This window comes from Chloroflexota bacterium, assembly GCA_009840355.1.
Lineage (GTDB): Bacteria > Chloroflexota > Dehalococcoidia > Lucifugimonadales > JADFKI01 > Bin90.
In genome coordinates, this window is sequence record VXNZ01000054.1 from 1 (window position 1) to 14,559 (window position 14,559).

The following is a 14,559-nucleotide window of genomic DNA, read 5'->3' on the forward strand; positions in this document are numbered from 1 at the left end:
CAGTATCTAACCCATTTCTTATACTTGTGCCAATATCAGGCGGACTTGGTACTAGTGTCCTTCGCGGCTTCGCAAGGAGAACCACACACTCATCCATCATCCCTCAGCCTACCAACGGTCTGGGTATCAAATGGATAGCCAGACTGGCGACTCCGGACACCAACCACGATGCTGAGCAGCCGGTCGACGCCTCAGGTCGCAATGGCACGAGACGAGTTCGCAAAGCTGCGACTCCAACGTGCAGGAAGCCCACGCCGTTGCAGACGGCCAGATGGAGGGCGGTACAGAAGGCGAAGTGCAAGGGACTATCCATACGTGGGATCGCCCGGGAGCTGAGCATACACAGAAACACCGTGAGAAAGTACATGAACGCCGAGAGCCCACCAATGTCGCCATCACGGCTGAGGTCTAGGGCCATCTGATCTGATACCATAACCGAGAATGAGTCAGTGACATTTATGCTGATCATTTACGCTGACATTTATCCTGAACAGCGACACCGTTTACACATAGCAATAGAACATAGGAATCAGTAGGTTGACAACTTGAGATACGTTCTAACAATAGTTGAGCAATTAGACCGTGCCGCTACTGAACTGGCTACCGATCACCCCATAAACAACCGGCTGGCATTGATATTGATTGACAATGCAACTGAGCTTGTACTTCATCGTCAATGCATCGACCTCTTGGAGATGGACAATTGGGCATCTAGTGTGTGGAAGGTGCATCAGGCTGTCTCTAAGGGTAATTCACACCACCAGTTCGAGCTCTCTGATGATTCGAAGAAGTCTATGATGACGAAGAAGCAGCGAGTCGCCGCTGCCGGCAAGTCCTTGCACGGTAAGCTTAAGGTTTTGGGGCAAATGGGGGATCTATCACCGGCGGAACGGCGGTTCATCTCTGTTGCTCATGATTACAGAAATGAACTATACCATGTCGGCTTAACCCATGATGATATTGTGAGGGCTATCGCCGGACACTACTATTTGCTCTGCTGCGAGTTGTTTGTTCGGATGGAAAACGTTGGACTTTGGGGGCCCACAATTACTTCAGACGATAGATACACTGAAGTAGCAAAGCGCTATCTTCCTCACCGCGACGGGCGGGTATTGCCTTTTGGCATTAAGAATGAAGAGCTTGCGCAGAAGCTTCGTTGTGCGCTCCCAGATGGAATCCGAAACCTGGCCACAACACTTGAAGGAAGTGCCCGGGCCGCAATTAAGGCGCTCATGGACAACTTTGACTTTTTGATCCAAGACAATCCCTTTGGAGCGGACAAGGACAAAGTCTTAGAGCTTGTACAATGGCAACGAGACCTTACAGAAGCTCAGGAAAACGAAGGTGTTGATGGGTCATGGTTAGATCCAGATTATTGGGCAAGTTATATTCGGGTGGCAGCAACTTTGGAAGCAACCTGGAAGCACAAACATACTGCGGTTCCAATCCAGAGATGGATGCGTCGCGCAATTGCTGTGGGACAAGCATCTGATCCCCTAATCGCTATGGACTTATACCAATCTCTGCGAAATGACATGTCATACCTTGAAGAAGCATTCGAGTCGTCAGCACTTGATCTGGACGGTTGGATCCAGCGTGAAATCGACAAGGCACGGGGTAAATGAAGGAAGCTGAACGAACTGGGTGTGAATAGAGTGTCCCTTAAAGTATCCGAAGTTTATTCTGGCCGCTCCTGCTGCCTGTAAACGGCGGAGAGATAATGTGTCTGTCTCATGAGTCGGCGTAATCGTCAGGATGTAGAATGTCGGGAGATTTGGGATTGTGAGGATTGCAGATGCCGATTCGAGAGATGAGCCGGGATCAGGCCTGGCTGTTACCGCCTACACTTGACGACTTAGTCCCTCCAGTTCATCCGGCACGGTTCGTAGCCGAGTTCGTGGATGCACTGAACCGCGGCGACTGGGCAGAACTAGGTGTGCAGCCGGACGGAGAGCCACTGGGAGCGCTGGCTTATCATCCCTGTGCCCTGCTGAGCGTTTGGCTGTACGGATTCATGACCGGCGTGCGCTCCTGCCGGAAACTGGAGACAGCCTGCCGGGATCAGATACCTTACCTTTGGTTGACCGGACGGCAGTATCCAGCTCACAACACGCTCTGGTGATTTTACAAGAAGCATCGCCAGAGTATGAGAAGGCTGTTCAGGCGCACGGTGCGAACGGCGGTGGCGATGGAGTTGGTGGATCTGGCAGTGCAGGCTGTGGATGGGACGAAGGTGATCGCCAATGCCGCGTTGATACAAACCTACGACGCCAAGAGGTTGCAGGAACTGATTGAACGGCTGGAGAGTGCCATCGAGTCTCTGGAGGCTCAGAACGAAGGCGGGGAGGACGGAGTTGTGGCGCGTCTCCCCGAGAAACTGGCGGAGCAGAAAGAACTGCGGCGGCGCGTCAGGCAGGCGATGAATGACCTGCCAGGTATGGAGCGTCCAAACCGATACAAGCGCCCGGCGCGCATCAACATGACCGACAAGGATGCTAGGTTGATGAGGACTCGTCAGGGCATTGTGCCAAGCCACAATGCTCAGGCTATGGTATCGCCTGTCGCCACCGATGAGGGAGTAACTGGGATGTTGGTCACCGCCTCGGACGTGGTGGACGAACCCAATGACACCGCACAACTGACTCAGATGGTGGAACAGGCCGAGGAGATGACCGGCGCGAAGGTGCCGTTGAAGCTGGCCGACGCCGGTTACTTCGCCGGTAGGCATGTGGCGGAACTGCATCGAAGAGGGCAGCAGGTGGTGATGCCTGACATGGCCCGCCCGACGGACCATCCATACCACAAGGACCAGTTCGCATACGATGACGACACCGACAGCTACATCTGCCCCACGGACAGAATCTTCGCTTTTCCGGGATGAAGATCGACAAGACTAAGAAAGCACGAACATACCGTGTGGCTTCAGGCACAATCTGCCAGGGATGCCCCGCTTTCGGAGGCTGCACCAAGAACGGAAGGTATGGGCGCACTATCGAGATAGGACAGTACGATACGGCCTTGCGCCGCCACCGTGACTGGATGAAGACAGAAGAAGCGAAGCAAGCGTATCTGCGTCGGTTGCCTCTGATAGAGCCGCTCTTCGCCATATTAAGAAATCAACTTGGCGCGCGTCAATTCGCACTGCGAGGACTGCCCAACGTGAAAGCCGAATGGAGCATGTTCGCCACGGCCTACAACCTACGGACTCTCTGGAAGGTGTGGCGTACCCGGCTCGACACCCGGGTAAACGCCATCTGAGCATTTTATAGAGAGTTTCCATACGTCTGGGCAAATCGGTCACGCTACAGCTCCACTCAAGACCTGTCTACTCCGAAATCCCTGATGTCTCGACCGCATATCCGCCAAGCGCAGCACCTTTTGAGACAGACACACTTTTACTCCGCCCCGGTGGCATGTTTTGCACCGCCCTTGACACGCAGGAGAGCAGTCGGCGCACTATACTGGCAACGCGATCACTATCTAGCAAAGTTGTCATGAAATAATCCCTGATGATTCTCGGGCTGTCGTCTATGCGGCCTGTCGTAAAGCACCCCTATGGGGTCAATCGCATCTACTATTATATCCCACCTCAAGCGGGCAATTACCACTTCCGGATTCCTTGGACAACATCGTAGACGATAAGTTTTCTCGTCGATGCATGGTCCAGGACGAGAGTGATCTGAAGGAAGAGCGAGACAGTCCCGGAAACGAGTTAATCGTCGCTCGCGCAAATCACCTTTTCAGATTCGTTCAGAAAGGAGGCGCTAATCCGTGTGAGCCGATTTTGAGAACCGACCCATAATCTAGGTAATAGGACGAAACTCCGGTGACTCAACCCGAGCCGTAGAATCTCGCTACCGCCCCGCGTCCAGCCTGCTCGGCGCGAGTGTACCTGGCGGGCATCGTCGGTGACTGCCATCTACCCGCCGTCATCAGTGCCGGCAATTCCGTCCCACCGCGCGCTAGGTCCTGAGCCATTCCCACGCGGGCTGAATGTCCGGTAAACCCTTCTCCCAGGCCTGCTGCTTCCGCCGCGGCAGTAACTCTGCGCGCGATCTGATCATCTGAGAGTCCAAAGAGCGAATCGCTGGCGCTCGCATCGGTTGGTCTGATGGCCCTCAGCGCTTCCATCGTTGGAGCGGAAACGAATAGTACCGCGCCCTCCCCTTCCGGGTCGGTCTTTGACCGAGCGACCGTCAGCCTGCCGGTCCCATCGCCTTCCTCAACGAGTTCTCCCCAGGTCAGGCTCTCCGCTTCTGAGCGCCTGAGCATGCCGTCCCGCATCAGCGAGATAAGCGCGATGTCGACCAGACCCCTTGCCTGCGCTGTCCCGGTGGTCTCGAGTGAGCCGCCACGCCCGATTCGAGGGGCACAAGCCGTCGCGCGAATTGCGGCTAGGCTCGCGGCGGTCAGTCCAGCAGCTTGTTTCTGCGCTCTGCCGGCAGCTCTGGTAATTCCACGCATCGTGGCTCGAACGCCCTCGTCCTCAGTGGGGTTAGGAAGATTGGCCTGGCGATGGACGGAGCCAACAGCAGCTAACCCCATACGGATAGTGCCGGGCTTTCGGCCGTCAGCGGCCCTCTGCGTGATCCAATCGGCAAGATGAACAGGCTCTGAGGGAAAGACGGGATAGCCGCTGTCACCTGCGAACATTTCCCACTTCCTCCACTGCGATATGTAATTAACACGAGTGGTTGGAGCGAGAGAATCTTCGAGAGCTTCGGTGATGCGGCGCCTAGCCTCCTCCGACACAGGCACAGGCGAGCCGGTTGTCTGTTGACGTTGTGGGTCAAGACTTTGAAGCAATTTACAGCAAACCATCTAAATGCATTATTAATGAAATAATAATGCATTTAGCCAAATTCCAAAACCAGTTTGCAGTCCTGTTTCAATCAATCACGTCCGCTCTGCCCTACAGATTCCCTCCCGAGGAACTTAATGATGTCGCCGTCCTGCCGGATAAGAAGGCATCCAATGCCTCTACACCGATGACTTCCCACTAGGCCGCCCATAGCAGCCAGCCTGCGCTGCCCAATCAACACTCTGAAGCTCAGCTCACACCCCCGATCAAACGTGAGCGACGCATCACCCTCCTGTCGATGGACTGATCCCCCTAATGTTATTCGAGTGATACTAACGCATTGGGAGCCAAGATGGAACGTGACGACTCCGTTATGACATCGGATTGAAGCGGTCCGCTATGCTGCGTTGACAATTTCGATGTGTAAGTCGGCGTGGCAGGGTTCGTCTTCGCGACACCAACAGCAGACGAAGTCAAAGCCATTCAGTTCTCGGCGCACAAAACCCTCGTCGATCCCCAACTCACCTGCGTAAAATGCACATCGGTATTCGGCAATCTGCCCCGCCTTCGTTCCCTCGGTGAAGGGGTTACCTAGCACCCCTGGGCGGCCCACATACTTTGCGCGAGGAGGCATACGCCAACCCTTGACTCTCCTCCGCCGGATCCTCTCCATAAAATAGTCCTTATCAATTGATGACATCGCAGAAGCGATCGTGCAACTATGGTGGATCACCACCTTACCACTGTAGAGGTTAAGCACGATACCACAATACCACTAAACAACCTCACGCCTAAAGCACATCACAATGTTCGGAGGAGTCCACCATGCTACTTTTACACGTAACTACTAAACCACTAAACAACCAAGGGCGCATACCACCGTTTTTAAGTACTGTGGCCAAGTTATCAAGGATAGCCAATTGTCATTAAGCTGAACACTGGCAGTGGCATGGAGACGTGAAGATGTAGATGTGAGCGGAAGTGGGGCTGATGAAGGAAAGCAGAAATGGGCGGGTAGCGACGAGGAATCCCCAGTTCTGGTCGATGTGGCGACGTGGAACTTCGCCCACAACTATACCACTAAACGACTATACCACTTTGGAACTATCCTTCTAAGCGACGAATCTTCTAAACGACGACAGCGTTAAGATCAGGCGACGGGTTCCATTCCGTACTTCTCAAAGAGCAGATTGAGCGCCTCCGCGATCAACACTGGCCCCAGCTGAGGCCCCGTCCCTGTGTACTGCTGAGCCACTAGAAGATTGAATGCTTGTGACGCTTCTGGAGTGACGCGGAAGTGCTTGTCGATCAACTTCCGCTTCACCTGCTTTTTCACATCTTCCTGATCTTCCTGTACGTAATCCGGAAGGCCAGTGTGTTCGTTTGCGACGAAGTTCTCGAACCTGCTCTTCTTCCTGGTTGACTGTACCATCACTGTGCTCCTCTAATTTGTTTGGCGATCCAATGCCATGACGAGGTGATTTCGGGACCAGCTTTCCCGCGCGGCGCATACTCACGACCAGTCTGTCCGTCCCTGAAGCCATCCTGGATTGCGGCCCGCTGAGTTATGACTACGGGGCAGACGGGCAGGTCATAGCCGGCGAGCGCTGTCGAGGCATCTTCGTTTATCGGCGAGCGGGGCCTGCCCCTGTTGACGACGACACAGCCGGGCACACCGGCGTTTCTGACTATTGCGACCGTTGTCCCTATCGCCTCCATCTCTGCGAGTGACGGTCCGGATGGAATGACGACGTAATCTGAGACTTCCATTGTGACAATGACAGGCTGCCGAACCGAAGGCGGCGTGTCTATGAACAAGATGTCTATACCTTCATCTCGGCAAGCCTTGCAAACTTCAACTACCTGTTCGAGGTTGATACTTCCGACGTCATCCAAATCTGCCTTCAACAGGAATGGTCTGTTGTCGTTGAGCAGCCTAAGTCTCCGTTGCGCCCAAGATACAGCCGTGGCCTGTGGGTCCAGATCCAGCACGGCAACAGTTCCCATGCCCTGTCGCTCCGCTTCCACGGCCCAGTTGATTGTGAGATGGGTCTTGCCCACGCCTCCCTTTTGGGCGACCACGCCAATTACGTCCATCCTGCGAATTTCTCCCATACCACCACGCGACTACCGTCGCTTAGTGGTTTAGTATTTCAGTATTTTAGTTTCTTAGTTGTGAAGTGGTTTAGTGATAAAGTTGGAATGTCGGTAAGGCGTATAGTAGTCACGTGGTAGTGTCGTTAAGTCGCTTGAATAATCTTGACTGACGCGCGTCAGCAAGGCAATGAGTTTTGGCACTTCTTTTCGTTTAATTTGTGATCGAATTACACTGGAATTTGGCCAACTGATAGGCAAACTTGCAATCATACGCATGATGAAGTTACAATTGGACGCGCCTAAACCTTGCAATTATACGCAACTCCGCGTAATGGGATTTGCCTCATGACTCCAGCGACAGTCTATCCTAGGTATGCTGAGCATCGTCTTCTAGAGGCGCTAGAAGACTCTCCGGTCGTCTTGATTAACGGGCCGCGTCAGTGTGGTAAGACCACGCTTGCTCAGACGATCTGTGCGCCTGAGTATCTTGGGAGTCCCTCCAGAGAGCGAATTGCCGCCAACATTTCTCACTCTGGCGCGTACAGCATTCGAGGAAAGTACGACTACATCAGTCTGGACGACGACAATTTGCGCGTCGGCGCACAAGAGGACCCTGTCGGTTTTGTTGACGACCTCCCAGACAACGTCGTGCTTGATGAGGTCCAGCGAGCACCTGAGTTGTTCACTGCTCTGAAAGTCGCAGTCGACAGAGATCGGACGCCGGGACGCTTTGTGCTTACCGGTTCGTCCAACATCCTTCTCCTGGAAAGATTGGCCGACTCACTTGCGGGACGTCAAGAGGTGGTTCGCCTGCATCCTCTTTCTCAAGGAGAGATAGAAGCGGGAGTCACGCATCTCGAAGATACCGTACCGCATGCCGACCCTACAACCGATTTTCTCGGCAGGATTTTTGGAGATGGGTTCAGAATCAGCAGGTCAGCCCGCCTCGGCAGGCAGCTGTACAGTCGAATAGTCGCGGGCGGATTTCCTCCGGCCCTCGCTCGCACCGCGGCTCACCGTCGGGCAGCGTGGTGCAGAGCATACGCTGAGGCCCACGTGCAGCGCGATGTGCGAGACATGGCGCGTATCAGGAGTTTAGACGTCATCCCAAGACTGCTGAACGCAGCGGCTTCCCAGACTGCCAAACTCTACAATCTCTCCGAGCTTGCTGCTCCATTCCAGCTGAGCAGGCAAACGATAGGCGACTATGTGACACTCCTCGAAAGAGTATTCTTACTGGAAAAGTTGCCACCCTGGCACGGAGGGCGCGGCCAACGACTCCTGAAGACTCCAAAACTCCATCTGGGGGACACGGGACTCGGCTGTGCACTGCTGGGACTGGACGAAGAAGCCCTAGCAACCAACCGCGAAGTCAGAAGCAGTCTCCTGGAGACCTTCGTCTTTCAGGAACTTAGGCGACAGGCGAGCTGGAGCATCAATCCTCACTCGTTCTACTACTACCGGGATAAGGATCAACAGGAAGTAGATATCGTAGTCGAGAGAGGTTCATTGGCCGTAGCCGGTGTTGACGTTAAGGCCGCTGCGACAGTTGTGTCCTCCGATTTTCGTGGATTGCGGAAGCTCAAGAGAATAGCCGGAAGCAGATTTACCAATGGCGTGGTGCTATACGACGGTGAAACGGTTACGAGGTTCGGCGACAGACTATACGCTGTACCCATACGGCACCTCTGGAAGTAAGCTTGGACCGATCGGAACTTAAAGGGAGTGAGTGAAGATAGTGCCGCAGCGCGAGTACTCAGACGCAAACTGGCGGACCATGGCGCCCGATGTCTGCACCCGGCTCTTGGGAGACCCGTCAAGTCGTTCCAGCAAAGAGTGGCGCTGGGGACGGAAAGGCTCATTTCGGCTGAGTCTAGAAACGGGGACGTGGAATGACTTTGAATCTGGCGAGGGCGGGGGAGTGATAGCGTTGATAATGCGGGAGGAACGTCTTGAGAAGGATGGTGCTCTTGCTTGGCTTGAACAACATGGCTTTTTGAGGAGACAGGGCCACCAGGGTCCCGGTTGCAATGATCTGCGGCAAAGGAGTCACGCAGAACGAGCTGAGACATCGCCAATCCACCGAAGTATGACCAGAAGACCTGCGCGGCACCCAGAGGAGGCTGTCCGCTGGATAAGGAGCCAAGTACTGCCAATCGCCGATACGCCTGACCACCCGACCCGCGCCTGGATGCGCAGACGAAACCTTTGGCGTTCCGAACTGCCCTTGCCTCCCTCACTACGCTGGGTTCCTGCCGATGCTCCGGTCTTCAGGAGGTCGCACTCCGGCGTGGGTGCGGTAGCCTTCCCACTCGCACCGATTTCGGCATGGCGTGACGCTTTTCCAGACACGCCACAGCCCACCGCGGTCCAGCTTGTTTGCATTGACGCTGATGGGCAGCGAGCTGATTACGAAAACTCCCAGGGCAATCGTGTGGACAAACCGAAATTTGGAAATGCCAGACTGGCCGTATGGGCGGTGGGAAACATCGGAGGGGACGCTGTGACGGTGTGCGAAGGTGCCGCGGATGCACTTGCGCTTGCCGCCCGCGATCCCGATCCCGTGATTGCCACACTAACGACTCCTCGTCCAGCACTTCAATGGAGGGACGAGTTATCAATTTTCGAAACTGTGACTCTGTGGCCCGATATGGACGATATGGACAATCATGGACGACGGCCGGGGCTGGACGCGGTGGTGGCACTTGCCCAAGCTAGGAAACTTGCAGGGCAATCCGTCGATGTGATGGGTGTCGAAATCGGCAAAGATGCTGCAGACGCTGCGCACGAGGCTCCACTAAACGACATCGATAAGGAAGAGCTCCTCAATTTTGCTCAGGAATTGGAAGCCGAAGGCCTGACAGAGTTCGAGGCACTCAGGTATGCCTCTACACTTCTCAGATAGGAACTCCAGACTATGACGACAAACAGCACGAACGGACATCTCGCAGCAAACCGCATCGAGGTCGAACCAACAGATCGGCAGCGGGCAGCGCATGAACTGGCAGAGGCCTTCGTCGCTGCTGGTGGAGTCGACTGGACCACGGTGGAATCTAGCCTGAGACTGCTGACTGACTCGGCCGGATACATATCTCCGGCGGTCGAGTCCGGCAGAACTGCTGCTGCAAGAATCAACGAGGCTATTCTTACCGGACAGGAGCCGTTGCAAGCGGACTTCGATGCTGTTCGATTCGCTCTGGAACAAATGCAACGTGCCGAGCCGCTTGAGCTCGTCGACGGACTACCGGAGCAATACTGGCAGGGCTGGTTGGTTGAGAACTGGCTACCACGTGACTGCGTCTCAATGCTGACGGGAGACGGAGGGGTTGGAAAGTCTCGCCTCGCTCTCCAACTCGCATGGAGTTTGAGCGGCAATGGCCAGTGGCTGGGCGAGACCGGATTGATGCCACCGAACGGGGCAGACTACGGTATGGGTTTCGAACCCCTTGGGCCCGGCACCATAGTGTACGCTACGTGGGAGGATAGCCCGGAACAGATCAGGGGCCGACTATACTGGCTTGAGCAATCCGGAAAGACGGGCGACGGTCAGAACTTCAAGATTGCGGACATGCGCTCAAGGGGGCACCTATGGGCCTCGGGCCAGCACAATGCCGTGCCGGGTTTGACTCCGGCAGGAAAGATGCTGCGCCATGCGGCTGAACAGCACAAAGCAAGGCTTCTGGTAATTGACACACTTGGAGTCGCCAACGGCGCCAGTGAAATTGACAGGGCTCAGGTCGGGGCGTTCTTTGCGGACTGGGCCGCCTGGGCCGATGCCAACGACTGCGCCGTGCTCCTCATAGCCCATCCACCCAAAACACCCGGCGTGGCCTACTCGGGTTCAACCGGAATTTTGGGCGGCGTCAGGGCGATGTGGACGATTGAGAGGGTCAGGAGAGATTGTCAGGGCGACTGCGGATCCCCTAAAAACTGCAATTGCGAGCCAGCATATGCTTATCGCCTAGTGAACGCAAAGCAAAATTACAGTCGGAACACGGGTTCAGTCTGGCTCACCAATCGCAATGGCGTCTGGTTCGAGAGTAACGGACGAGTTCCCGACTACGGCGACGAAGTGGCTCGCCCTTCACGGCATAACGACGATGCCGATGACATGTTCAAGGATGCACTCTAAGCGATGGTTGCGAATCAACTTCAGGCCTTGTAGGAAGACGAGAATGACAAGAACCAGCCAGGAATCTCTTGTATTACTCACCGATGCCGTCTGGCGAGATGACGGTAACGACGGTGAATGCCCGCTTGGGAAGCGTCCAAGATTTCGGCAACTCGATGATCTGATCTCTACAACCGCCTGGGGCACGGAGGCACGAGAGGAATTCTTTCGACGCTGGGCTATTGTCGAAAAGGCGACGGATAAGAGCTTTGAGGTAAGCAGTTTCGCCGAGCTTGCCCATATGCACTGGGAGGAAGCTGCTAAGGCCGAACCCGAGATGAAACACCCCTTGGCTCCCTTGATCTCTGCTTGGCAGTCTGGGCCGTTGGAAGTCAAAGCCGTGCGAGACGCGAATGGGCACCTCAGAAGTGATACGATCGCTCCTCGTATTGCCATGCGCGACAGTGGAAACGCTAAGGCCGACAGACTCTACCTGGCTCCAGCCCATTTCGGTACCGACAATGACGGAACCCAAGTTTCGCTTCCTGGATTCGAGGATGGGCGAGCAAATGGCCGGATTCCAGTCCTACCCGTTAACCTCTACGATCTCGGAGTGACGGCCGGTGAAGCTCGAGGTGGACGAGGAGCCGCACCGATTCCCGCTCGAATGCTCGTCAAGCTTGCCGCCGCACCGTCAGCTGTCGTTCGGCACGGCGAACGCTTTGTAACATATGCAATCACTCTTCGCGACCTGAGAGGTGCACTATATCCGCCTGAGTATCTCGACGGCAGGCTGCGCCGCCAGCGTTCGGTAGGGGAGATTTGGCCGAGAATACGCGAGGCGATCCGGGTCATTAACCAGGAAGCCAGAATACCGGTGCTCGACCCGAAGACCGGCTACGGATACTATCACCACCTGCTACGCATCAATGAGAACTTCGGCCGAATCGACCTTGATATGCCAATTGGGGTCGTACTGGATATCCCACCAGAAGTTGAAGGCGGCGTCCAATTGCCACATCGGCTCGATCAATGGGGAGCCGAGAGTGCTCCAGCTTACAGAGCGCTATTGGGCTTGTCGTTCTTGTGGCACGAGCCCGGGAGAACCCACGCACCAGTGAAGGGCGGGCGATGGGTGCGAAAAACTGGGATAGAGGCCTACGAGCCTTTGACCGACGACGATGCGATAGCTTTGACTTTTCCAAGTAGCAGACACAGTAACAAGCGGCTCTTAGTACGCCGGGCGTGGAACGCCTTGGAGAACCTTGAGGATTACGGTGAACTGCGTATAGATGCACGCCGTATTCTACCGCCTGCAGATCTCGAATAAGTACTGCCATTTGAAGATACACAGGCTACCATCTGACGATACAAGCCACTACCGCCTGATGATACGACGAATGCCGTTTGAGGATACGGTTAGCTCCGCTTGACGATACAGAAACTGCCATCTGATGAAACGGTCAATACCATCTGACGATACGCTCAGAGCCATTTGACGATACAGAAATTACCTTTAGACGATACGTAATCGGGCGAATTCGTATTGTATTTGCGAGTCTCTACATGCTACGAGCGACTAACTCTACTACCCTACACCTACTCTCTACATGAGGAGGTGGTAGGGACAGGAAGTGAGGCTTCGTCCAACTCGCTCACTTCCTGTTACCAGCCTCTTCAATTGGGCAGCGACCCTTAACTAGAAATAAGCGCTATTCGAGACCATGATACTTTCCATCACTTCGCGCCTGACACCGGCACCGGGACGCCGGGATTGAGGATGTGGATGCCACCGGAACTACCGCAATAGACATTGCCTTCAGAGTCCACTGTCATGCCGTCCGGGATGCCCTCTCTATCATCAGGTCGCATTTCAGCAAACAGTTGGTCGGATGCCAGGTCAAGGGTGCCCAGGTCAGCGGATATGCGGAAGACGCCGGAGATGCTCTGCTCCCATTGCTCCCGGGGGCGACGGAATGTCCAAGGATCGGTGGAGTAGATGCTGCCGTCTGACTTTAACACTACGTCGTTCGGGCGGTTGATCTGGGGACATTCGATCCAGTTGGCGTTGACTGTGGTTGAGCCGTCGTCTCCATGCGGCTGATGCGACGCCCATCGTGCTCGGCAGCGATAAGTCGTCCCTGCAGGTCTCTGGTCAGCCCGTTGTGGCGGTTCACGGGCTGCGCCTCGACGGTAAGAAAACCCAGGTATTCATGTCCGTCCTCAGCCAATCCGCCATCCATCGTGAAGCGCATGCGCCGGTCGTTATGGATGTCACTGAAAAGCAGGTGCCCGCCGTAATCGTCGTCCGGGCCAGCCTACCACAGCGGACCTTCAGCAGAGCTTTCAGCGCCGCCAAAACTGAAGTTTTGGGAGTCGGTCATGGGGACATGATCAGAGCGATGACGATAGCCTTTCGATAGGCATGTCCGTGCCTCCTGTCCGCTGGTATGCTGTGGGTAAGTCCGTCTGAGTGGGCGTCACATTATCAGATGGCGCAGCTCGGGACTAAATGGGAGTGAGCGGCATCGATTGAAGCCTTCATACGACGAGAGTTAGACCTAGCCGGTGCTACTACCCCTTCACGGTATACTGCCCATGATGACACTTGGAGCGTCCCTTGTGCGTGAGACAAATTGAACCCAAGAGCAGGGACGACGACATCTCTGTCGGAGAGGATTTACGATGACCACAGTTCCGCTGTCCGGATTCCTGCCGGCTGACGCCTTGGACGAATTCAGGAGATTCGACGGTCCCCTTATCTACCTTGCTGCACCGTTGGGACATCCGGAGCCCTCGATAAGGCAAGAGCGATTTGAGAGTGTCAACAACTATTGCGGATATCTGATCCGTCAGCGCGTGCTCGTTTTCTCGCCACTGTCGTTGGGCGCTTCTCTCGATGAGAATGCCATATCCAACAGCGCCTGGTACGCCCTTGGGCTCCAGATGCTGGCGCGCTGTGACGAGCTACGGATTCTCGCACTGGACGGATGGGAGGAAAGTGTCGGAGTATCCCTTGAGACAAGGTACGCCAGACAGCTGAGTATCCTTGTTTCAGTCGCCGACCCGCTCACTTACGAAGTGACGTTGCTGCACGGTAACTGAAGTTATCGCTGTCAATTGTCGCTGCCTCCTGTGAACTTCGGGATTTATCTGTAGCTTATTAGGAATTGCACGGATGCGCGTAACCTGACAAAAGGCTCTATGAATTGGGTTCCAGACATCCTGAGGCGAGGCAATCACGGCGATTCTCCGCATGCTCGGTTGGTGGACAATCGGGGCTACCTGCCGCAGGGGGCCGAGGAGTCCGAGGTGCTGTTCACGCTGATAGCCGAGCGCTACGAGCGTCGCTCGCTCGACATCACATCCAACCTGGTCTTCTCAGAGTGGGAGAAGATCTTCGCCAATCCGATGGCGACTGCGGCTGCGATAGACAGGATCGTGCATCACTCGGTCATCCTGGAGTTCGACCTGCCGAGCTACAGGACCGACGCGGCGCAGAGTCGGCAGGCGGAGAACGGGACAGACCGGCAAATCTAATTGACGCGTC

At 55.2% G+C, this 14,559-nt stretch carries 16 protein-coding genes; 10 read left to right on the plus strand and 6 right to left on the minus strand.

What is annotated here, in order from left to right:
• The first annotated feature begins 545 nt into the window (after nt 1–545).
• The 4 genes from F4X57_13680 to F4X57_13695 all read left to right on the plus strand — a co-directional run bounded on the left by F4X57_13680 (nt 546) and on the right by F4X57_13695 (nt 3,258).
• Nucleotides 546–1,625 (plus strand): hypothetical protein, encoded by a 1,080-nt coding sequence (locus F4X57_13680; GenBank protein ID MYC08199.1) that lies wholly within the window; start codon nt 546–548, stop codon nt 1,623–1,625.
• A gap of 170 nt (nt 1,626–1,795) precedes the next feature.
• On the plus strand, nt 1,796–2,122 hold the full coding sequence (locus F4X57_13685; GenBank protein MYC08200.1) for a transposase: 327 nt from the start codon (nt 1,796–1,798) through the stop codon (nt 2,120–2,122).
• Nucleotides 2,123–2,146: 24 nt separating this feature from the next.
• On the plus strand, nt 2,147–2,881 hold the full coding sequence (locus tag F4X57_13690) for a hypothetical protein (GenBank protein ID MYC08201.1): 735 nt from the start codon (nt 2,147–2,149) through the stop codon (nt 2,879–2,881).
• Nucleotides 2,878–3,258, plus strand: a complete 381-nt coding sequence (locus F4X57_13695; GenBank protein MYC08202.1) for a hypothetical protein — start codon at nt 2,878–2,880, stop codon at nt 3,256–3,258. Before F4X57_13690 ends, F4X57_13695 begins: the two co-directional genes overlap by 4 nt.
• Before the next feature lie 573 nt (nt 3,259–3,831).
• On the opposite strand, the gene F4X57_13700 is transcribed toward F4X57_13695, so the two are convergent.
• The 4 genes from F4X57_13700 to F4X57_13715 form a co-directional block, all read right to left on the minus strand.
• The gene (locus F4X57_13700) at nt 3,832–4,821 is read right to left on the minus strand and encodes a tyrosine-type recombinase/integrase (protein MYC08203.1); all 990 of its coding nucleotides are present in this window, start codon (nt 4,819–4,821) and stop codon (nt 3,832–3,834) included.
• Nucleotides 4,822–5,198: 377 nt separating this feature from the next.
• Nucleotides 5,199–5,474: a DUF4326 domain-containing protein gene (locus F4X57_13705; protein ID MYC08204.1), complete on the minus strand. Its 276-nt coding sequence runs from the start codon at nt 5,472–5,474 to the stop codon at nt 5,199–5,201.
• A gap of 477 nt (nt 5,475–5,951) precedes the next feature.
• Complete coding sequence (locus F4X57_13710; protein ID MYC08205.1) at nt 5,952–6,233, minus strand: hypothetical protein; 282 nt, start codon at nt 6,231–6,233, stop codon at nt 5,952–5,954.
• Entirely contained in the window at nt 6,233–6,916 is a 684-nt protein-coding gene (locus F4X57_13715) for a ParA family protein (protein MYC08206.1), read from the minus strand. Before F4X57_13715 ends, F4X57_13710 begins: the two co-directional genes overlap by 1 nt.
• Before the next feature lie 327 nt (nt 6,917–7,243).
• On the opposite strand from F4X57_13715, the gene F4X57_13720 reads away from it, so the two are divergent.
• The 4 genes from F4X57_13720 (at nt 7,244) to F4X57_13735 (ending at nt 12,339) form a co-directional block, all read left to right on the plus strand.
• Nucleotides 7,244–8,596, plus strand: coding sequence for an ATP-binding protein (locus F4X57_13720; protein MYC08207.1), 1,353 nt, complete (start codon nt 7,244–7,246; stop codon nt 8,594–8,596).
• A gap of 592 nt (nt 8,597–9,188) precedes the next feature.
• Nucleotides 9,189–9,803: a hypothetical protein gene (locus F4X57_13725; GenBank protein ID MYC08208.1), complete on the plus strand. Its 615-nt coding sequence runs from the start codon at nt 9,189–9,191 to the stop codon at nt 9,801–9,803.
• Nucleotides 9,804–9,815: 12 nt separating this feature from the next.
• Nucleotides 9,816–11,030, plus strand: coding sequence for an AAA family ATPase (locus tag F4X57_13730; protein ID MYC08209.1), 1,215 nt, complete (start codon nt 9,816–9,818; stop codon nt 11,028–11,030).
• Nucleotides 11,031–11,073: 43 nt separating this feature from the next.
• Nucleotides 11,074–12,339, plus strand: a complete 1,266-nt coding sequence (locus F4X57_13735) for a hypothetical protein (protein ID MYC08210.1) — start codon at nt 11,074–11,076, stop codon at nt 12,337–12,339.
• A gap of 407 nt (nt 12,340–12,746) precedes the next feature.
• Here F4X57_13735 and F4X57_13740 read toward each other — a convergent pair whose 3' ends face one another.
• Together F4X57_13740 and F4X57_13745 are read right to left on the minus strand one after the other, a co-directional pair.
• Nucleotides 12,747–13,031, minus strand: a complete 285-nt coding sequence (locus F4X57_13740; GenBank protein MYC08211.1) for an SMP-30/gluconolactonase/LRE family protein — start codon at nt 13,029–13,031, stop codon at nt 12,747–12,749.
• A complete protein-coding gene (locus tag F4X57_13745; GenBank protein MYC08212.1) occupies nt 13,031–13,240 on the minus strand; it encodes a hypothetical protein in 210 nt (69 codons plus the stop codon). Before F4X57_13745 ends, F4X57_13740 begins: the two co-directional genes overlap by 1 nt.
• Nucleotides 13,241–13,694: 454 nt before the next feature.
• Between F4X57_13745 and F4X57_13750 the strand changes: the two genes are divergently transcribed.
• Complete coding sequence (locus F4X57_13750; GenBank protein ID MYC08213.1) at nt 13,695–14,114, plus strand: DUF1937 family protein; 420 nt, start codon at nt 13,695–13,697, stop codon at nt 14,112–14,114.
• 99 nt (nt 14,115–14,213) lie between these two features.
• On the plus strand, nt 14,214–14,549 hold the full coding sequence (locus F4X57_13755) for a hypothetical protein (protein MYC08214.1): 336 nt from the start codon (nt 14,214–14,216) through the stop codon (nt 14,547–14,549).
• Nucleotides 14,550–14,559 lie beyond the last annotated feature (10 nt).